General features: G+C 65.4%; 32 protein-coding genes. All 32 read right to left on the reverse strand.

Annotated features, from left to right (window positions below):
• Positions 1-18: 18 nt before the first annotated feature.
• Positions 19-1023, reverse strand: coding sequence for a phage protease (locus tag IY145_RS10760; RefSeq protein ID WP_196408210.1), 1005 nt, complete (start codon positions 1021-1023; stop codon positions 19-21).
• A gap of 213 nt (positions 1024-1236) precedes the next feature.
• Positions 1237-2400, reverse strand: coding sequence for a phage minor head protein (locus IY145_RS10765; RefSeq protein WP_196408211.1), 1164 nt, complete (start codon positions 2398-2400; stop codon positions 1237-1239).
• A complete protein-coding gene (locus IY145_RS10770) occupies positions 2387-4243 on the reverse strand; it encodes a DUF935 domain-containing protein (protein ID WP_196408212.1) in 1857 nt (618 codons plus the stop codon). Before IY145_RS10770 ends, IY145_RS10765 begins: the two co-directional genes overlap by 14 nt.
• On the reverse strand, positions 4243-5877 hold the full coding sequence (locus IY145_RS10775; protein ID WP_196408213.1) for a hypothetical protein: 1635 nt from the start codon (positions 5875-5877) through the stop codon (positions 4243-4245). Before IY145_RS10775 ends, IY145_RS10770 begins: the two co-directional genes overlap by 1 nt.
• Complete coding sequence (locus IY145_RS10780; RefSeq protein WP_196408214.1) at positions 5874-6473, reverse strand: MT-A70 family methyltransferase; 600 nt, start codon at positions 6471-6473, stop codon at positions 5874-5876. The genes IY145_RS10775 and IY145_RS10780 overlap by 4 nt, the downstream gene beginning before the upstream one ends.
• The gene (locus IY145_RS10785) at positions 6470-7036 is read right to left on the reverse strand and encodes a DUF3486 family protein (protein ID WP_196408215.1); all 567 of its coding nucleotides are present in this window, start codon (positions 7034-7036) and stop codon (positions 6470-6472) included. Before IY145_RS10785 ends, IY145_RS10780 begins: the two co-directional genes overlap by 4 nt.
• Position 7037: 1 nt before the next feature.
• Positions 7038-7331: a hypothetical protein gene (locus tag IY145_RS10790; protein WP_196408216.1), complete on the reverse strand. Its 294-nt coding sequence runs from the start codon at positions 7329-7331 to the stop codon at positions 7038-7040.
• A complete protein-coding gene (locus IY145_RS10795; RefSeq protein ID WP_210332649.1) occupies positions 7328-7687 on the reverse strand; it encodes a DUF2730 family protein in 360 nt (119 codons plus the stop codon). The genes IY145_RS10790 and IY145_RS10795 overlap by 4 nt, the downstream gene beginning before the upstream one ends.
• Before the next feature lie 106 nt (positions 7688-7793).
• The gene (locus IY145_RS10800) at positions 7794-8054 is read right to left on the reverse strand and encodes a hypothetical protein (RefSeq protein WP_196408218.1); all 261 of its coding nucleotides are present in this window, start codon (positions 8052-8054) and stop codon (positions 7794-7796) included.
• Positions 8055-8243: 189 nt separating this feature from the next.
• Entirely contained in the window at positions 8244-8720 is a 477-nt protein-coding gene (locus tag IY145_RS25685) for a hypothetical protein (protein ID WP_246721946.1), read from the reverse strand.
• Between the two features lie 43 nt (positions 8721-8763).
• Positions 8764-9159, reverse strand: coding sequence for a M15 family metallopeptidase (locus IY145_RS10810; RefSeq protein WP_312030632.1), 396 nt, complete (start codon positions 9157-9159; stop codon positions 8764-8766).
• Positions 9160-9378: 219 nt separating this feature from the next.
• Positions 9379-9810 (reverse strand): helix-turn-helix domain-containing protein, encoded by a 432-nt coding sequence (locus IY145_RS25290; RefSeq protein WP_210332650.1) that lies wholly within the window; start codon positions 9808-9810, stop codon positions 9379-9381.
• Positions 9807-10058: a hypothetical protein gene (locus IY145_RS25295; protein WP_210332651.1), complete on the reverse strand. Its 252-nt coding sequence runs from the start codon at positions 10056-10058 to the stop codon at positions 9807-9809. The genes IY145_RS25290 and IY145_RS25295 overlap by 4 nt, the downstream gene beginning before the upstream one ends.
• Positions 10055-10399, reverse strand: a complete 345-nt coding sequence (locus IY145_RS10820) for a hypothetical protein (protein ID WP_196408221.1) — start codon at positions 10397-10399, stop codon at positions 10055-10057. The genes IY145_RS25295 and IY145_RS10820 overlap by 4 nt, the downstream gene beginning before the upstream one ends.
• A gap of 1 nt (position 10400) precedes the next feature.
• On the reverse strand, positions 10401-10604 hold the full coding sequence (locus IY145_RS10825) for a hypothetical protein (RefSeq protein WP_196408222.1): 204 nt from the start codon (positions 10602-10604) through the stop codon (positions 10401-10403).
• Entirely contained in the window at positions 10601-10810 is a 210-nt protein-coding gene (locus IY145_RS10830; RefSeq protein WP_196408223.1) for a hypothetical protein, read from the reverse strand. The genes IY145_RS10825 and IY145_RS10830 overlap by 4 nt, the downstream gene beginning before the upstream one ends.
• A gap of 1 nt (position 10811) precedes the next feature.
• Positions 10812-11324 (reverse strand): phospholipase D-like domain-containing protein, encoded by a 513-nt coding sequence (locus IY145_RS10835; protein ID WP_196408224.1) that lies wholly within the window; start codon positions 11322-11324, stop codon positions 10812-10814.
• On the reverse strand, positions 11321-11788 hold the full coding sequence (locus IY145_RS10840) for a winged helix-turn-helix domain-containing protein (protein ID WP_196408225.1): 468 nt from the start codon (positions 11786-11788) through the stop codon (positions 11321-11323). Before IY145_RS10840 ends, IY145_RS10835 begins: the two co-directional genes overlap by 4 nt.
• Before the next feature lie 12 nt (positions 11789-11800).
• Positions 11801-12178, reverse strand: coding sequence for a helix-turn-helix domain-containing protein (locus IY145_RS10845; protein WP_196408226.1), 378 nt, complete (start codon positions 12176-12178; stop codon positions 11801-11803).
• Positions 12178-12870, reverse strand: a complete 693-nt coding sequence (locus IY145_RS10850) for a regulatory protein GemA (protein ID WP_196408227.1) — start codon at positions 12868-12870, stop codon at positions 12178-12180. Before IY145_RS10850 ends, IY145_RS10845 begins: the two co-directional genes overlap by 1 nt.
• Positions 12867-13319 carry a hypothetical protein gene (locus IY145_RS10855; RefSeq protein ID WP_196408228.1) on the reverse strand — a complete coding sequence of 151 codons (453 nt, stop codon included), beginning with the start codon at positions 13317-13319 and terminating at the stop codon, positions 12867-12869. Before IY145_RS10855 ends, IY145_RS10850 begins: the two co-directional genes overlap by 4 nt.
• Positions 13316-13504 (reverse strand): hypothetical protein, encoded by a 189-nt coding sequence (locus tag IY145_RS10860; RefSeq protein ID WP_196408229.1) that lies wholly within the window; start codon positions 13502-13504, stop codon positions 13316-13318. The genes IY145_RS10855 and IY145_RS10860 overlap by 4 nt, the downstream gene beginning before the upstream one ends.
• Positions 13501-13809, reverse strand: a complete 309-nt coding sequence (locus tag IY145_RS10865; RefSeq protein WP_196408230.1) for a hypothetical protein — start codon at positions 13807-13809, stop codon at positions 13501-13503. The genes IY145_RS10860 and IY145_RS10865 overlap by 4 nt, the downstream gene beginning before the upstream one ends.
• Positions 13806-14033: a hypothetical protein gene (locus IY145_RS10870; protein WP_196408231.1), complete on the reverse strand. Its 228-nt coding sequence runs from the start codon at positions 14031-14033 to the stop codon at positions 13806-13808. Before IY145_RS10870 ends, IY145_RS10865 begins: the two co-directional genes overlap by 4 nt.
• Positions 14034-14043: 10 nt before the next feature.
• Positions 14044-14673 carry a DUF3164 family protein gene (locus IY145_RS10875; protein ID WP_196408232.1) on the reverse strand — a complete coding sequence of 210 codons (630 nt, stop codon included), beginning with the start codon at positions 14671-14673 and terminating at the stop codon, positions 14044-14046.
• Positions 14666-15157: a hypothetical protein gene (locus IY145_RS10880; RefSeq protein ID WP_196408233.1), complete on the reverse strand. Its 492-nt coding sequence runs from the start codon at positions 15155-15157 to the stop codon at positions 14666-14668. Before IY145_RS10880 ends, IY145_RS10875 begins: the two co-directional genes overlap by 8 nt.
• Positions 15154-15423: a hypothetical protein gene (locus tag IY145_RS10885; RefSeq protein ID WP_196408234.1), complete on the reverse strand. Its 270-nt coding sequence runs from the start codon at positions 15421-15423 to the stop codon at positions 15154-15156. Before IY145_RS10885 ends, IY145_RS10880 begins: the two co-directional genes overlap by 4 nt.
• Positions 15420-15767, reverse strand: a complete 348-nt coding sequence (locus IY145_RS10890) for a hypothetical protein (protein WP_196408235.1) — start codon at positions 15765-15767, stop codon at positions 15420-15422. Before IY145_RS10890 ends, IY145_RS10885 begins: the two co-directional genes overlap by 4 nt.
• Positions 15760-16008, reverse strand: a complete 249-nt coding sequence (locus IY145_RS10895) for a hypothetical protein (RefSeq protein WP_196408236.1) — start codon at positions 16006-16008, stop codon at positions 15760-15762. Before IY145_RS10895 ends, IY145_RS10890 begins: the two co-directional genes overlap by 8 nt.
• Complete coding sequence (locus tag IY145_RS10900; protein ID WP_246721948.1) at positions 16001-16429, reverse strand: transcriptional regulator; 429 nt, start codon at positions 16427-16429, stop codon at positions 16001-16003. Before IY145_RS10900 ends, IY145_RS10895 begins: the two co-directional genes overlap by 8 nt.
• On the reverse strand, positions 16426-17046 hold the full coding sequence (locus IY145_RS10905; RefSeq protein ID WP_196408237.1) for a hypothetical protein: 621 nt from the start codon (positions 17044-17046) through the stop codon (positions 16426-16428). Before IY145_RS10905 ends, IY145_RS10900 begins: the two co-directional genes overlap by 4 nt.
• Positions 17043-17828 carry an AAA family ATPase gene (locus IY145_RS10910; RefSeq protein ID WP_196408238.1) on the reverse strand — a complete coding sequence of 262 codons (786 nt, stop codon included), beginning with the start codon at positions 17826-17828 and terminating at the stop codon, positions 17043-17045. The genes IY145_RS10905 and IY145_RS10910 overlap by 4 nt, the downstream gene beginning before the upstream one ends.
• Positions 17829-17863: the final 35 nt, after the last annotated feature.

Consider the following 17863-nt stretch of genomic DNA (forward strand, 5'->3'; position numbering starts at 1 on the left):
CCTGTCAGCTGTTGCGGGTCACGCCGTCTGGCCGGCGAGGAATTCGGCAAAGGCTTTCTCGTCGAGGCCCATGATGCGCGCAGTCGCCTTTTGATCGGCGTTGAGCGCGACGCCGCCCGAGGGCTCCGTCTTGCCGATGTTGGACGGTGTGAAGACGCTCGGCTGAACACCGAGGAACTTCTCGAAATCGACGAGGCCAGTCTCGGTCGCGCAGAGCGAGAGGTAGAAATCCTTCGTCGCCGGGGCGATCTTGCCGTCCTTCACACCCTGGTCGACCAGCGCGCCCGCCTTGGTCTTGCGTTCGCCGTCGACACGCGCGTTGAGCGCGGTTTCGGCGGTCGTGGCGCGAGAGAGAACGGCGTCATAGTCCGCGCGCGGCACATAGACCGCGAGAGACGGCGTCGCCGTCTGCGCGGCGTTGAGCGACGTCTGCAGCCTGTCGAGCGCCGCCAGCACATCGGTGAGCGAAGCCGTCTCGGCGAGGCCGAGCTTCTTCAGCAGCTCCTTGTCCATCATATCCTCCTGTCGCTGCGCGTTCAGCGCAGGCATGTCGAAATTGGGCCGGTTGGTGAGGCCAGCGCCGAGAATGGCGACGACGGCGCCGGAGGCGTCGTGATGCAGCGCTGGCGAGAGGTAGCGATAGGATTTCCCGCGAAGAGCGGATGCGCCGGACGGCGTCCAATCGACGCGCGCCCATACGGCGCCGTCGCGCGCCTCCATCTGCTCGATCCAGCCGACGGCAGGGCTCTCCTCGCCCTTCGGCGCGCGCAGGAACTGCGCATGATTGATGTCGATCGGCAGCTTCAGCCCGCGCGCCATGGAGGCGGCGGCCAACGCCGCCGCATCGGCGACGCGCCATTCGCGGCCATCCGAGCCGCGGAGGCGCGAGCCCGCCGGCGTCACCATCACCCAATCGGGAAGCGCCTCGCCCTCGAAATTGAGCGCGACGGCCTCGCCGATCGCCGGCGAGGCGGCGTCATGGCAGAGCGCGATGAGAAGAGGGCTTGCGTCGGGGCTGAACATGCGGGCACTATGCCGCTGCGACGCGCAGACTTTAGCCGGAGACAGTTGTCTCCCTTGCGCACGCTCCCCTTCGAACGCAATCGCATCGTCGTCGCCCGTGATAGGCGGGCGTTGAAAGCCTATTTTAAGCCATGGGTGCGTTTTTCGCGCGGTCACGTCCGATCACAGCGACTTGCGATGCGAGGCGCTCCACGGGCCGTTTCTGCGGCTCGCCTATTCCTCGCTCTCGAGCTTGTCGAGATAGACCGCCGAGCCGTCTCTCTCCACGCGCATCGTCAGCCGTCGCCACAGGCCGCCGATCTTCGCCTCCACGCTCCGCGCCAGCGCCTTGCCGCGATCGAGAATGGTCTGCGCCAGCCCATAGGCCTCCGGCGCGGCGCCGATGCGCGCGGCATCCCGCACGGAGAGGCGCAGCGTGTGCGAGCTCGCGCCAGCGGACTTCGCCTTGTCGGCCGGGATGGAGGCGAAGGGCAGAGAGATGTCGCCGCGCGCGATCATGTCGGGATCGGTCGACGTCGGATCGAAATTCACTCCGCCGGAGGCGATGTGGCGGAACAGCGAGGAGCCGATGAGATCAGCCGAGGCGATGCGCCGCGCCGTCTCATCCATCGCGTCCAGCTTGCCGGCGATGAAGTCGGCGGCGTTGCGCTGGCGGAACTTGCCGGGGTTGTTGTTCCAGCCGGGGTCGATCCCGTTCGGCACGCGCGTGACTTCGCCCGTGCGCTTATTGGTGAAGACCGCGGAGCCGAAATCCTCCGGCCGATCGCCGAAGCGCGGACGGCCCTTCGCCTCATCCTCCGAGAGCTGGCGCACGCGGCACTGGCAGAGCCAGCCATTGGGCGGATAGTGATCGTCCCACCACGGATCTTCGACCTCGAGGATGGTCCCGACCCAGGCGAGATGCTCCTCGCGCTTATGCAGCGCGGTCGAGATCAGATATTCGAGATAGGGCAGCACGCGGCGCGTGCGCCATGTGCGCTCCCATTCGCCGGCGGCATAGGCCGTATTCACATTCGCCCAATAGATCGTCTGTAGCCGGCGGACCGAGCCGAGCTGCACTTCGACGGGTTTGCCCGTGAGCGGGTCGAGCTGCTGCGCCTTGCCCCACCAGCCCTTGGCTTTCAAAAGCGGTTCGAGGCCCTTTTTAAAATCGTCGTAATCCTGGCGGCCCTCTATCGCCTTTTGCAGCGCGCCATGGATATCGGCGAGCACGTCATAGCCGGCGCTCTTCGCCACGGTGAAGGCGTGCGCATGCTCGTCGAGCATCACGTCTTGCCAATGGAAGGACGGCTTCAGCGCCTTCTGGTCGAAGTAGCGGGTGACTTCGTTCGGCGGCTTCTTGAACGCCTCGAGCGCGAAAGGATCAGCGTCCGCCATTGGCGTTCCCCAGGCCGCGCGCCTTCATCTGCGCGATGGCAAGGCGATGAGCGAGCGCGTCCGTGTCAAGATCGCCGGCGAGCTCGGTGAGGCGCTGCTTGAACTCCTCGAAGCTGGAGGAGGCGTCGGCCGCCTCGAGAATGGAGGCGACGATCGGCTCCATCTGCGGCTCCCAGTCGGCCGCCTCCTCGGCGCCGATCGCGTCGACCTGGTCGAGGCCGACGGCTTCGGCATTGAGCGCGAGGCGCTCATTGCAGCCGCAGGCACAGCCCGGACGCGCTTTCATCATGCCTCGCGGGATGACGCCGGCCTCATACATTCGCGCCGCGAAGTCGTTCCCCTTGACCGGAATAGGAAGGGTCTTCTCGATCGCCGCAAACAATTCCTCGGCGTTATGCGCCGCGGCGACGGCTGGCGCCCCGGCGACCCATTCGAGGAAGTCTGTCTGGCTGTTCACCGCCTCGCGCAGCGCCTGCTTGGTGACCGGATCGGCTTTCTTTTCCGGCGCGGCGGCCTTTGGGGCTTCCAGAACCTTCTCGCCCTTGTCCGGCTGGCGCAGGCCGAGCTTGTCGCGCACCTCGGTCTGCGAGACCTCCAGCCCGAGCGGCACTAGCGTGCCGAGCGCCGTCGAGAGGACTGCGATGTCCTCGGGCTCGGCGACGGGGAATTTGAGCTTGGGCGCTCGCGCTCGATCGCCGAAATTGACCTGGACGAAAGGCTTGATGAGATGTTCATTCAAGCTCGCCGCCAGCTGGCGCGCATCGGCCTTCAGAAGGTCGAGCCTGATTTGATTGTGAACCTTCGCCTGGGCGAGGCTACCGCCATTCTCGACCGTCATCGTCTGCCCGAGGATGGCCTTGGACAGCTGCTCGTCGACGAAGCGGCCGAGCCCTTCGAAAGGCGTCGTGCCGCCGGTGGAGCCCTTCGCCTCCAGGAACTCGATCAGCATGGACTCGGGGATGATCGCCGCCGCGTCCGAGGCGATGCTCATCACCGCCTGCAGCAGCTTGCGGCGCTCATCGCCCGTCGCGCTCGGGTGATATTTGCCGACGCGGATCGGCATGCCGTAGACGTCGAGGAAGGAGGCCCAATCCTTCAAAGAGTAATTCTTGAAAAGGAAGCCCCATGCGCAAAAGCGGGCAAAGCCGCCGCGGATCGGTATTCCAGATTTCTGCTTGGGCTTGTGAACGACGAATTTGAACGGCGGCAGCTCGAGACCGTCGATCGTTCCCAGCTCCTGCAGCCTCACCTCGCTGCGGCTGATGTGGTCGAAGGTGAAATATTTCGGGTCTCGCCAGAGATATTTATACGGCCACCACAAGCCCTCGCGCTCATACCAGAGGATTTCGACGACGCTGTATCCCTTGCCGAGGCCGTCGAGCAAATCCTCGAACATATCCGGTAGGGAGGCGTCCTCGAGCAGCTCCTCGACCGCCTCGACGATGCGGCTCTCGGACTTGGCCGCGGATTTCTCGTCGATCTCCGCCTCGATCTGAGCGAGCGTGCGTCGCCTCGTGCCGAGCACGGAGAAATAATGGAGGTCGCGTTCCTCCATCTCCTCAGCCAGCTCGAGAAATTGCCGATGATCGCCGCGCACGGCGCCGCGCAGCAGGCCCGCCAGCCGTTCCGGCGTAAGGCCGGAGGCGATGGATTGATCCCACAGCGTGCGCACGCCGATCAGCTCCGGCCGCGCCTCCTCCTCCGAGAGCTTGCGCCGCTCGGAGGGCGCGAGCGAATGACGGATCGGCTGGCCATCCGGCCCGAGCAGGCGCGTCGGGCCATGCATGCCGATGCGATCCTGCTCCGCCTCCAGCGCCTGGCGCGCGGTGAAATCGTCGACCATCAATAGAGCCCTTCCTGCGGGAGCTTCATGTCCTCGGCGTCGGCCGTATCCTCGCCGCGGTTCGACTCGCGCAGCGTGCGGGCGCTCTCATAGTCGTAGAGCGCGATCAGCGCGCGCGTCGCCGCATAGGCGAGCATCAGCGCGACGGCCGCATCGCCGTGGCGGTTCTTCTGCTCGCCGGATTTGAGCGCCGGAATGAAAGGCACGCCGCCCTTCGTCTTCACCAGCCGCAGATCCGAGTGGATCTCCGAATCCGCCGGAATCTCGATCGCGTCATCCTCGAAGGCGGTTTTCACGGGCTGGGCGTTGTCGCGATACCAGGGGATGTTGAGCGCGACCGCCTCGGTGCGCTCGAGCCCATATTGCTGGACCGCGTATTCCGCGATCGACATGCCGAGGCCGGTCGCGTCGTGCTTGGAGGCAGAAAAGCGCGGCAGGCGATCGCAGATGTATTTGAGCACCTGCTTTTGCTGATCGAACGGAATGCGCCGCATCTCGACGACGAAGGGTGTGATGCGCCGCGTGGTGCGCGAGATGGCGAGCGGCCAGAGCACGGAGAGATCGCGCACGCGCCCATAGTCGCCGCCGAGGAAATGGCCGAGGTGCGAGTCGAGCGTGCGGAGGATCGGCAGCAGCTCGCGCTCGCACCAGTCGTTTATGTCGGCCTCGCGTAGATTTGCAGGCCAATAGGTGAAGCTCTCCGGCCGCTCCAGCCGCAGCACTGGGACGTCCTTGCGCGAGCGCGCCTCGATCAGCGGCGCAAGCAGCCAGGCGCCGCCGCCCTCGGACGGGATGCAGAACAGCTCCTCGTCGGCCGCCTCGCCATAGAAGGCGACAATGTCGGAGCGCCACTTCGCCTCTTTCTCGACGCTCCACTCCTCGCCCTTGACGAGGCAGACGCGCTCATAGAGGCCTTGCTTCAGCGCGTCGTCGAAGTCGATGCGCAAAAGCGCATAGGGCTTGCGGCTGCCGCGAATGTCGAGGATCAGCCGATTATAGGGATTGTCCGTGCCGTTGTGAGTCGAGATGATCAGAACCTTGCCGCCCCAGATCAGCAGAGCGAGGGCCGCCTGCAGCACAGCGTCGAGATCGTCGTGGAAGGCCGCCTCATCGATGATCACATAGCCCTGACGCCCGCGCAGCGAACGCGGGCGGGAGGCGAGCGCGACGATCTCGAAGCCGGAGGCGAAACGGATCCGGAACGCCTGGATGAATTTGTCCGGCTCGCTCTCGAACAGGAAGTCCTCGACGCCGGCGACGGTGACGGCCTTGACGAAGGAGCGCGCCCACATGGCGCAAGTGTCGATGAACTCGCGCGCCATATCGAGGTTGTAGCCGATATAGAGCGTATCCATACCGCCGGCCGATTTTTCGGCGGCGGACGTCAGCACGGCGTCCGCGCCGGCCGCCCAGGTCACCCCCGTGCGTCGGCTCTTCTCGACGACGGTGACTGCGTTTGTCGCCGTGGTGGCGAGCAGCTGCGACTGATAGGGGAGCAGCACAGCCGGCATGCCGCCGGCGGTCTCCAGTTTCTCGGGCGCCAGCGCCAGGCTGTCGAGGCGATGGCGCTTCCACTCCTCCTCGGTGATGAGGCGGGCGGACTGGATTTCTTCATAGGACGGGAGCGCGGTCATTCCGCGGCCTCATCGAACTTGGTGGCCTCGTCGCCCCAATTGCTCCAGCCGGGCCGCGTCTGCCGCGAGAACAGATCGAGCTTGCGCACGCCGGGGAACATGCGCTCGCATTTGGCGTAGATGTCCTCTGGCTTGCGCGAATGCTCGCGCAACGGCGCCTCGATCAGATTGCGCTCGCTGTGCGAGACGATGCGCGGCTCGCCGATCGCGCCCCAGAGATAGACCTCGAGCGTCGAGCGCTCCCAATAGCCGGTCCCGAAGGCCCATTTCTGTTTCTTGTTTCCGGGCTTGCCCCAATTCTTGCTGCGCTTGCCCCAGCCACCGTAGGTTTTGTATTCGAAGCCCCAATGCAGCATCAGATCGAACTGCATGGGCAACAGCGGCCCAGTCGTCCAGAGGCACATTGCGCAATTGGGCGCTGCGAGCCTCCAGACCGGGAGCGCGTAGAGCTGCTCGCGGGTCATGGTGCGATAGTGGCGGCTCGCGCTCTTGGCCTGCCCCTTATCGCTGCGCGTGGCGTAGCTCCACGCCGGATCGGCGAGGATCAGCCCGAAGCTCGACGGCTCCAGATTACCGAACGGCCAGTCCTCGCTCACGCCTCCCTCCGCACGCCGAGGATCTCTGCGCGCAGCGTGGCGACGGTCTCCTCGGTGAGGCCCTTGGCCTTGCCGACCTTGGCGACGGCCTCGCTGGCCTTCTTCTCGAAATCGGCGACGAGCTTCGTGCGCCGCTCTGCCGAGAGCTTCTGGCCCTGGATGGTGGCGAGATAGGCGCGCGCCATCTCCATGCTGTTCTTCGGCGTCAGCGCGCCGGGCTCGTCGTCGAGCAGCTCGGCGATCAGCATCTTGATCAGCTCGCCGAGCACAATATTCGATTCGTCGACGCGGTCCGGCGTGAACTGCGGGGCGATCCCCTCGAACAATGCGCGCCCCTCGGCGATCCTGCGCGCGGCATTGGCGAGGCGCATCGAGCGGCGATTGAAGGCGCTCTTGGAGATGAGCTCCAGGCCCTTGTCCGCGAGCCGGCCGTTGAGGTCGGACAAAATCTCCGCCTGCGTCCGCTGGCGCCTGTTTAGCTCGGCCATCGCCCAGGCGATGTCTTCCTGCGCTTCTTCGGGCAGCGTGTCGATCGAGGAGAGACGGCCGCGTCCCGTCGCCATGTCAGTGCGCCGGCCGAGCGACGCCGCTGATGACGATCCGGCCGCTCAAATGGTCCAGCCCCTTCTGCGTGAGCATGGCGATCAGCACGGAGGCATGTTCCTGGAGTGCGACCGCGCCCATTTCGGCGAGCCAGCGCAACTCGTCGTTCACCCACTCTCTCGGCCTGTTGATCGCGGACCGCAGCTCGAGGTCCTCCCGCAGCTGGACGCTATTCCAGCGCTGATCCGGCTGTTCGGATATTCCGCGCAGAATGGCGAGGCGCGCATACTGGCGCTGGACTTCGATCGCGCTCATCTCGCTGCCGCCTCCGCCTGGATCGCGCGAGCCTCCGCCCGCTCATATTGAGAGACGAGCGTGTCGAGCTTGTAGAGGACCGAGTCGAATTTCGCATCGAGCTTGGTGATTTCCGTGTGCAGCTGATGGAACTCATCCTTCGTCGGCAGATGCTCCACCTCCACTTCGATCTTGCCGAGCCGCACCTCGACGCCGTCGACGCGCTCGAACAGGCGTCGGAGATCGGATTGCGCGCCGTGGACGTCACGCTCGACGCCCTCGAGAGCCTTGTCGCTCTTCTTCGAAAACGCCGCCCAGACGCCCAATCCGATCGCCGTCGCCGTTCCCGCCCATTGCGCCGCCGTGCCCCAATCCATCACCAGAACCTTCCTTCAAAGAGATATGAGGCCAGCACGATCAGCGCCGGCGATGCGCCGATGACGACGGCGACGACGACGCCGATCGCGTCGCGGGTCTCCGGCTTCATCGCTTGCCCTCGCAGGCCGCGCGCCAATTCTGATTGTTCGCGGCGACGGCGCGCACGAAGCGAGAGAGATCGGCGCAGATCGGATCGGACGAGGTCTCGCCCTGCGGGCATGTCTTCTTGATCCAGGCTTTCAGCGCCGGCGTCGCAGGCGCTTCGGTGATCCGATCGCAGGTCTCGTCGATATAGACGGGACCGCCCATAGCCAGCGCGTCAGAGCCTATCGACAGCGTCGCCAAAATCGCCAGCGTCAGTCGCACGTCGCACCTCCTCGGCCTTGCGCGCATCGGCCAGCTGCTTGCGAGTGGCCTCGGCGTTTGCGTTGCTCTTCGGCGGCGCGCTCCGCATCGCCGCCTCCGCGCCTCACCGCGCCGATCACGGCGAGGCCGAGGCTGATGGCCACGATCGCTCCAGCGGCGATCACGACCCAAGCGTAGGGCGACAAGGCCCTACGCCGCCTTTGTGGAGCCGATCGCCTTGGAGGCTTTGATGCGCCCCCAAATGGCGATGAGGCCGCCGACGAGCGAGCCCACTCCAAACACGAGCTGGTAGGCCTGCGTCGCGCCGTCGATGAGAGCGGCCTGATCGGCCGGCGTCAGCGTATAGCCGGCGAGCTGCGCGGCGCCGGCGACGGCCGAGACAGCGCCACCCACAACGCCGCGGGACAGATACCAGGGTTTCGTCTCTTCCATGATGTTTGGCTCCATTGCCGCCAGTCGATGGCCGGGCGCGGATGGCGCGACCGGATATTCACGCATGAGGTCGCGCCCCAGGCCGACCCCGGCCCATGCGACCACTGCGAGAATGGGAAGCATCGCCAGCGCGATCACGCGCCGGTCCGGATGCGGAAAGACGATGAAGTACATCCACCCCAGAAAGAGGGCGACGACGATGGCGCGAAACAAGGCTGCGATGAGCTGCCCCATGATCAAGACTCCCTTTCGCCGGAGACCGCGGCGAGCACGCTGGTCATCGCACCCTCGCCGCCTGAAAGTGCATGGGATCGCAGCTGCGACCCTCCCAGCGGCCGCCCCACGTCCAGCCCTCGGCCTCGAAGGCCGCGACGATGGGAATGCTGCTGTCATGGAAATGGCCGTGCTGATCGTGGAAGCCGTTGCGCGCAGGATCGAGATCGATGGCGCAGCCCCAGGAATGCATCGAGAGCGATGAACCGCCGCGCATCACGCGGAAATTATACGCGCCGCCGTAGATGGAGACGCCCCAGGCGTCGATCTTCTTCTGATCGTGGCCCGACAGCTCCCATATCTTCGCAAAGACGCAAAAGAGACTATCGGCGCATTTCTTGTGAACGCGCACGCCCTTGATCGGATCGCCTGCGAAGGTCGTTCGGAACGGCGGACGCACCAGCGTCAAATTCGCCTTTTCCCACGCGACCGAGGAGCTTCCGTTTTTCCCACGGGGGTTGCCGTAGAAAGAGTCGCATTGCGATTGGAGCGGCCACTGCTGAGTCATAGGACGAACCTCGTTCGGAATGATCCGAATGTAGACGAGGAGCCGTCCCGTAATGCCGGAGACAGCTGTCTCCCGGCGATGATGCTTGCAGATTTGGCGTGCGGGCTGGCGTTAGAACAAGCTGCCCTGCGGCCCGTCGGTCTCGTCGCGCATGCGACCGCGATAGCGCTGCACGGATCGGATATGGATGCCGAGCCGCCGCGCTACTTCTTCTCGCGACCAACCCTCTGCTGTCAATTCGACAGCCCGGCGTCGCGCCTTGGCGTAAAAATTCTTCGGCCCGAGCGGGATCAGCATGTAAGTGCCGGCGTCCAGGCTGGCGCGCTCGACGCCGTCAGTGCGATCACGCCGGCGGAAGTAGGTGCAAATCTTGTCCGCCGCCTCACGGCCGACGAGCTGCGGCAGCCAATGTCCGTCCGGCGCGCGCGCGGGGAAAAATGTGCGAGCGCCGCCCTTTTTGTCCGCGATGGCGAGCGCCGCCGAGAGGCCGGCGACATCGGCTATCTCGCGCAAAATGCCGGGCAGATAGTGATAGTCGCTCACGGGCGATGCTCCTCGCGAACGATATAGGGCTTGTCGATCTTGTCCAACACCGTGACGCAGACGCCGTCGACGATGACGAAAACCATGCCGTCTTTCTTCACCGTGTAGCGCGTCGCGGAGAGCGCATCGGCCGCAGCGGAGCAGCGCGCGAGCGCCGTTTGCATCTGCGTCCGCAGCGTCTCCACGTCGAAGCCGCCGGCGCGGGAGAGGAAGCGCAAGAGCGCATGGTCGGAAATGCCGATGGTCATTGGTCCTCGCTCCTCGCCAGTTTCTCGGCGGCGCGCGCCAGGCGCTGCGCCGTCGCCGCGTAGCGCCGCCAGCGGCGCTCGGCATGGGCGCTGCGCCGCGCGGCCTGCTTGGCTTCCTCGAAGAGGCGGCGATAGGTCTCGCCGCCGCCGAACTCGAGCAGATAGTCGCGCGCAGCGCGGCAGGCGTCGACCGATTGCGCGCACATGACGAGCCGTTCCTCGTTCTCGCGCTTCGTCGCCTCGGCCGCGATGCGCGCCTTCGCCTCGGCGATCTGCCGCGGCGTCGCATAGCGCGCCAGGCGCTTCAGCTCCGTGCGCGAGCAGTCGTCGAGGGTGAGCATGTCAGTTCTCCGTCGGCGCGCGCGCCGCCAGCTCGGCGAAGTAGTTCGCCGCGGCTTCCGCCGACCGCAGCCACGCGGAGCTGCATTCCGGCTCCATCGCGGCGAGCGCTTCGCCTGCGTCCGGCGTCGGCCGAACAAGTCCGTAATTGGCCTCACAGAGCCGAATGGCCAATTCGGCCACATCGATCTCGACGATCCTTTTCATTGCTCGCTCTCGCCCTGCAGCAGCGCGATGAGCGCCACGCGAAACGCCGGCCCGCATGTCTCCTCGAGCGTCACGATCGCCCCCGCGATTCCCGCGAGCAGAACCTCCGGCTCGCGCGCTCGATCGCCGAGCCGCCTTTGCTCGCTCTCGATCGTCGCCCGTATCGCATTGGCGATCGAGAACGCGACTTCTCCATTCTTCGACATCTCATCTCCTCCACATGGCTTCGAAAGCCGTTTGAAACGCGCTTATCGCGCGCTCGCAGTCGATCGCGATCAGGTCATTGTCCTGGCGGCGGAGGCCGCCATGGGTGAAATTGCCGGCGCCCGTGCGCAGCAGGCGGCCGTCGACGCTATAGGCCTTCAGATGCATGAAGGGCGCGGGGCTCGGCTTGTAGCGCGCCTCGACATTGCGCTCGGCGACGAGCCTGTCGATCGCCGCGGCGAGCATGCGCGGCTGGCGCGCGTCGCGCCCGTCGCGATAGACGCGCACCACGACGCCCCGCTGCGCCGCCCGCGTGAGCGCGTCGATGACCGGCGTGCTGGTGAGCACATAGGCGGCGAAGTCGATGCGCGAGCTCGCGCCGTCGATCAGCCGTACGTCGATCGCCTCGAGATCGTCGGCCGGGGCGAAGCCCTGCTCGAGCACATGGCAGGACTCGGCCGCCGCGGGCGCCGCGAGTAGCGCGAGGGAGAGAAGCGGGACGAGACGCATCGTCATTGCCGGATCTCGAAAGAGCCGTCCGGACGGCGGGCGAAGTCGATGGCGCCGGCGACGGGCGGGCGGCGGGCGAAGATCGGCGCCAGCGTGCGGCCGACGCCGTAGCGGCGCGCGACGTCGCCCAGCCACTCGCCGATGCGGATGGAGCCGCCCTGCATGAGGCTGCGCGGCAGCTGCGGCGCCGTGGCGACGATCGCCGGCGCGGCGGGGCGTTCCGCCGGCTGCGCGAGCGCATAGCCGACGCCCCGCTTCGTCACGATGGTGGCGCGGGCGCCGAGCTTCTTGCGCAGCGCGCCGACGATCGCCGAGAGGCGATCCGTCTTCGGCCGAGGCCGGCCGGCATAGACGGCGGCGAGCAGTTCCTCGCGCGTTGCCGCTCGCGGCGCGGCCTCGACGAGCCGCTCCATCAATCGCCCCTCGCTACGCGTGAGGCCGAGGCTTTTGAAATCGGTTTCAATAGGCATTTGGTTCTCCTCTCAAGCGACCTGGGATGCTGCGGGCTCCGGCCGGTCACTGAGCCTCGCCGAATAGCCGAGCGCATCGTGATCGATGCTGATGCCGAGGCCACAGCAAACGGTGCGCAGCGCCATCATGGACGACGTCACGTAATTCTCGGCCGTCAGCGAGCCTCCGTAAGGATTATCGCCGTAGCATGCATCGACGAGGCTATCCCGGGACATCCGCCGGCCGGCATTGGCGCACAGGGCGACAAGGCATCGCTTCTGAACTATCGAGAGATGCGCCTTCACGCGGCCGCGCACGACCTTATTCTCAAAAATGCCGATGTGGATCGCCTCATCGTCGTAGGAGTCCTTGAGCGATTGGTGCATCACGATCGAGATGGCGCTTTGCATCACGCCGCCTCCCGCATCTTGTCGCCGAGCTGCTTGCGCAGCCGCTGGCCGAGCCAGTGCATCAGCCGGTCGTAATCCTCCGGCTCATAGTGGCCGAAAGCGGCGGCCAAACCACGCTGCTTGCCATAGGCCTCGAAGTCGCTCGGCCACGCGCCCTCGAAGCCGGTCTCGCGCACGAAGGGGACGAAGGCGCCGGTCTCGACGCAGCGCTCGGCGATGGCCCGTAGCAGCGCGCGCTTGCGGGCGATCACATCCTCGCCGCGATCCTTCGGCCAGTCGACGCAGCCGGCGCGCGCCATCCATTTCTTGAGGGCCTCGATCGCCTTGCGGGCGTCGGCCGGGTCGTTCAGGAAGCGCGTATGCGCGAGCTTGGTCTGCCGTTCGACGAAGGCGAGCAGCGCGGCGTCGTCGCGGCTGCGGGCGATGCCGAGATTATAGGCCCCGATCCACAGCGCGCGCAGGATGGGCGCATATTTGCCGCTCGCCGTCTCCGCCGCGTGGCGGCCGGACTGTTGCCCGGCGAGGCCCTTCAGCAGATCGATGAGGCGGATCGCCTCCCGCTCCGTGAGATGGCGCGACGACGTGCGCCCGCCGAACTCGCGCGCAATGAGCGCGCGATAGTCGTCCTCGCCAAAGGAGGGGATGGTCTTGCGGATCGAGTGGATCGCGCGGGTTTGCGAGGCTGTGGTCATGCGGCGTCTCCTTCTCCCGCCTCGGCGACAGCATCCTCGAGGAGCGATGCGAACCAGATGTCCGATGCGGTAGCGAGAAAGTCTTGGCTCGAGACGGGGCCTTTGGTCCGCAAGCTTGATACCGCGACAGTCGCGGCCGCCATCATGTAGCCGGTGACCATGAAGTCCAGGAACATATTGCTGTCGCCGCCCTCGATCTGGCGTTGCGTGGCTATCGTCATCTGCAAATGCTCGAAGAGAGAGCGGGTCCATCCGTCCGCCAGTCCGAGATCGGCCTTGGACATGCGCTCCTCTATCTCCTCCGCCTCGAGCGCGACGCCTTTCTCGCGCTGCTCGAGATATTCCGCGGCGAGGCGCAGCTCGTCGGTGTCGTCGAAATGGCCGATCTGGCCGAGGTAGCTCGATATGCGCCGCAGCTCGGCGGCGTAGTCCTTCGCAATGGTGCTCATAGACGTCCCCGTTCGATATGAGCGGCGGCGACCTCGTAGAGGCGCTCCGCGATGATGGTGAGACCGCGCCACGGCGCCAGGATCAGGGCGCTGGGGAGGATTCCCGCGGTCCCGATGAGATCGAGGGCGAAGGCGATCGGCACGAGCGCCACGCCGAAGGCGAGGTGAAAGAGCTTCGCGATCATGCTGCCGCACCCCCATGCTCAATTTTCAGCCGCGCCAGCTCTTCGTTCGACGCCTGAACCTCCATTTCGATTCCGCCCTCCGCGAAGGAAATGCCCATCTCCTTCGCCGGCCCGTAACCTTCGATGAAGCTCCCGTCGTCAACGACCCCACGAGCGGCGAGCTGGGCCAAATGCTCGACGTGATCCTTCAACGTATAGAAGGCAAAGAACGAGCCCCGGAATTCCTGCATGAATGCCGGCGTGAATTTGGTTTCCTCGATCGTGACCTCGATCGTCTGCCGAACCTCCACGAAAGTCGTGATCATGCCGCCTCTCCCGTATCTTCGGCCGGCTCCAGGCAGTCGAGCCGCGCGCTCCACAGATTGCCGTCGTTGTCGCGGATCGACGCCCAATCGCCGCGGATGACTTCGATCGTGGCGAGGAGCGACGCGCGCCCTTCTTCGACAAAGCGCACGCGCTGCCCGTGCTCGAGCCAATCCACCGGCGCATCTCCGTCGACCATCGCGCAAGTTTGTCCGATGCTGCTCATGATGCTCTCCTCACGCATTGGCCAGATCGATTGTGATAGAGCGCCACGGGCCATCGGGCTCGTCGCGCTCGGCGAAACGCACATAGGTGCGCGAGCCGATGATACGCATGCTGTCGCGCACCGCTTTCATGCCGCGCTGCCAACGCTCGTCCTCGATCTCGACGCGTAACAGCATGAAGATTTCGCTGCGGTTGATCTTGCCTTGCTGGTCGACCTGGAAGGCGCGCGTCACCAGCGCGCGGATCTCCGAGCGGGATTCGGCGGACCAATCGCGAAGGCATTCGTCGACGAGCAACTTCGCCGCCTGTAGCTCCGGCCCGAAGTCGATCTGATCCTGCACCTGCACCTGCACCTTCATCAGCCCGTCGAAGGTGGTGAGCGTGACATTGCCCTTCTGGCCGCCGAGCGTCGCGCCATATTCCTGCGCGACGAGCGCCTGCAGGGAGCCGATGTCGTCGAATGTGTGGCCCTTGAAGCGGGCGATCTGCGCGGAGAGATCACGGGCGTGGTCTATGACCTTGCGGACCTCGCCGTCGACGAGCAGGTCGAGTGGCTTGATGGATTCGATGGGGACGAAGGCGCCGCGCGCGTCCTTTCGGTAGTGCTTCCCGGAGATGATGGTTTCGGCTGCGTCAGCCATGTGCGGACTCCAATTGCGGCTCGAAAGTGGGGCGCGCGTCGTCGGCCGCGAGGACGGCCTGGCAGAGCGCGTGGATTTCGTGAATGGACGCCATGCCGGCGGCGCGTTCTCCGCCGGCGAGGATGCGCTCGGCGATCGAGCGCGGATCGAGGGACGGGGCGCGCGGATTCATGCCGAGCTCGCGCAGGCGGGCGATGGCGAGGATCGCCGTCTCGACGCCGTCCATCATCTCGCGGAAGGCGGGACTACGCCGTCGCGCCTCGACCGTCGCGAAGCACGTCTGCGCTCTGTGCTCGTCCCAGCCGAGCGCCTCGCCGACCTCCGCGAAGGTGAGGCGAGCGAGGCTCGCGCCGAACCAGAAGGCGAGCATGCGCGCCGACAGGACGAGATGGTCGCGCCGATGCGACGAGAGCAGGCCGGGCTCGACCGCGTAATGCGTCGCGCAGCCGGTGATGATGTCTCGCATAGTGACGGAGGCGCTCATGACCAGCCTCCCTTGATCAATGCTTCGAGCGAGCAGATTGATTCGATTTTTTCGAGCGCGTGAACGAAGAGTTCTCGCTCTCTCCGCCTTAGATTCGGGGGGCTGCTGAGACGGACGTTGAGATGCCAGACGGCCTCTCGTATGCGCGAGCACGCGATCTTCGCGTAATCGACACCAAGCTCGCGCGCCGATTTTCGAATCTCATCTTCATCGAGTCCGCTCACGATCTTTTCAAAAACATTCTCGAGCTTCCACGAGTCGCTCATGCCGCGCCTCCATGGCTGGTCGCGGCGAGGGCGCGCTCGCGCTCGAAGACGGTGACGAGATCGATGACGCCGCCGGCGCGCACGCCGGCGCGGATCGCCTCGAGCCGCGCAAACTCCTCGCCGAAATCGCGCTTGGTGAACCATCGGCGCATGACGGCGACCTGCTGCTCGAGCGAGGCGCGCTCCTCGTCGATCGCCGCGCATCGCTGCGCGATCTTGTCGAGCGTCTCGGCGATCGTTCCGGCCTGATTGGAGGAGAGGGATTCTTCCCCGCTCTCGACCTTGCGCATCAGCGCTGCGACGAAGAGCAGATCAAAGGAAAGGAGGATGGAGGCGTCAGCCATTCGCGCCTCCGTCACTGTTTCTGACCTTCATGCGCAAAGACGACAAATGTCCGATTAAGCGGAGGACATTCAAACTCACACAATCGACTCTGCTCAAAATTTCCGGGAGCTTCTCTCTTAGCACCGGATCGTCGGTCTCCTCCGGCTCCGGAACGAGTCTAAAAAGCGCTTCGAGATGAGACACGGTCATAACAATCGTGCGGTCGATATCGTCTTCCCGTGCTTTGTGGAAATCAGACATTCGCGCCTCCATCGGTGGGTTTGATGCGGGAATGCGGGCACTCGCCGGATCGGCAGGCGTGAAACAGCGCCGTGCGCACAGCTGAAGTCCCAACGTGTTTTTTCTTCTGCTCGCCGAGGCATTGATCCCGGCCGATCTCGCCGAGGATCAGACAATCGACGAGCGCGCCCATGAAGACGCCGCGCACCTTCGCTTCGACCGCGGGGAGATCGCCGCCATACTTGCCGCGGCAGACCCCCGAGACGACGGCGACCGAATAGCCGATGCGCTTGGCGACCGCTGTGGCGCTGGTGCGGTTCGCCTCATTGGCCAGCGTCTCCACCCAATCGGGAAGCGCGTCGCCGAACGCCTCCTTCGCATTGGCCAGGAAGTCGGCCGATTTCGAAGGTGACGAATTATTAAGGTTAACGGCCATGGTCATGAGCGCGCCTCCGTGACGACCGCCTCGCCAAGGACGCGGTTCTTATTGGGATCGAAGACGAAACCTGCGTTGCAGAGCTTCGGCGCCCGCGGGCCGGTGTTCGCGGATTTGACGAGGCGGTAGACGCCTCGCGTGGAGCCGTGGCCTTTGAGCCGTTCCGGTTCCGCGACGGCGCGCAAGACGCCTGCGCGCAGCAGCGCACGCACATAGTGATCGGCCGTGCGCTGGGCGACCGGGCGCTCCTCGGTGGAGGCGGAGACTGCCAGCTCGGAGACCGTGAACTGGTCGAGCGCGCGTATCGCGTTCCACATCGCCTCGCGCGCTGAGAACGGCGCATGAAGCGGGTCCGGTCGGCGCACTGGCGCCTTCGTCACGCGTTTGGCGACGGCGTAGATCGCGCGCAACGCATAGCCATCGCGCTTCTGCCCGATGCGCACGACGAAGCCCTCGGCTTTGAGGAATTCGACGTAGCGTTTCACGGTCGTATTCGCGACACCTTCGGATGCGAGCGCGATCTCGGTGACCGTGAAGCCTTTCGGCCTCGCGAGCATCTCCCGCCAGTAATGGTCGGGACCGGAGGGCATTGCGACCTCGATATGGATCGGCTTGCGGGTCATGCCGTCCTCCCGTTCTTCAGATGCTGCACGATCAATCGTGAGGCGCGCGCCTTGGGCGGCTCGCCCGTGTAGATCGGCCCGTCGTAATTCTCGCGCGTCACTTCGCTCAAACCGCGGCTACGCGCCCATTGCGCGACGCCGTCGAGCGATGTGGCGATGCGCCGCGCCCGGCCGTCGCCGCGAACGCGAATATCCTCCAGCAGATCGTCGCTGATCTTGGCCGGCAGCAGGAGATTGGCGAGCTTGCGCGCGTCCTCGAGGTCGCAGGGCTCGGCTCCGAACCATGCCAGCACGCGATTATGCAGGCGCTCGATCTTGGCGAGCTTCTGCGGGAGCGCCTCCTCTCCGATGAGCAGCACGGGCACGTTGCTCTGCATGGCGATCTCGCGGATCATCTCGGCGTAGCCGCGATCGACGATCTTGTCTGCCTCGTCCATGAAGAGGGGGCGGCGGGGCTCGGCGGCGAGCATTTCGACCACTTGCTCCGACAGCTCCGGGATCGTGCCCTTGGGCTGGGCGAGCCCGCCCTCTCGCAATATCGCCGTGAGCAGCGTTTTCCGCGTCCAGCTATCGCCGACCTCCACGCGCAGCGCGCGCGTCTTGTTCTGCGCATAGATCGACGCATAGGTCTTGCCATCGCCCGAGCGCCCATGCATGACGCCGATATTCGGGAGGCTCGGAGCGCGCTCGACGAGGCGCTCGACCAGCTCTCGAAACCCCGCCACGTTCTTCAGCGCCGCGAATGTCGCGCCCGGTTTGACCTTTTGAATTTCGTCTGACATATTATTCCTCGTTCTATTGCGACTTCAGAAGGGCG

Source organism: Methylosinus sp. H3A (assembly GCF_015709455.1).
GTDB lineage: Bacteria > Pseudomonadota > Alphaproteobacteria > Rhizobiales > Beijerinckiaceae > Methylosinus.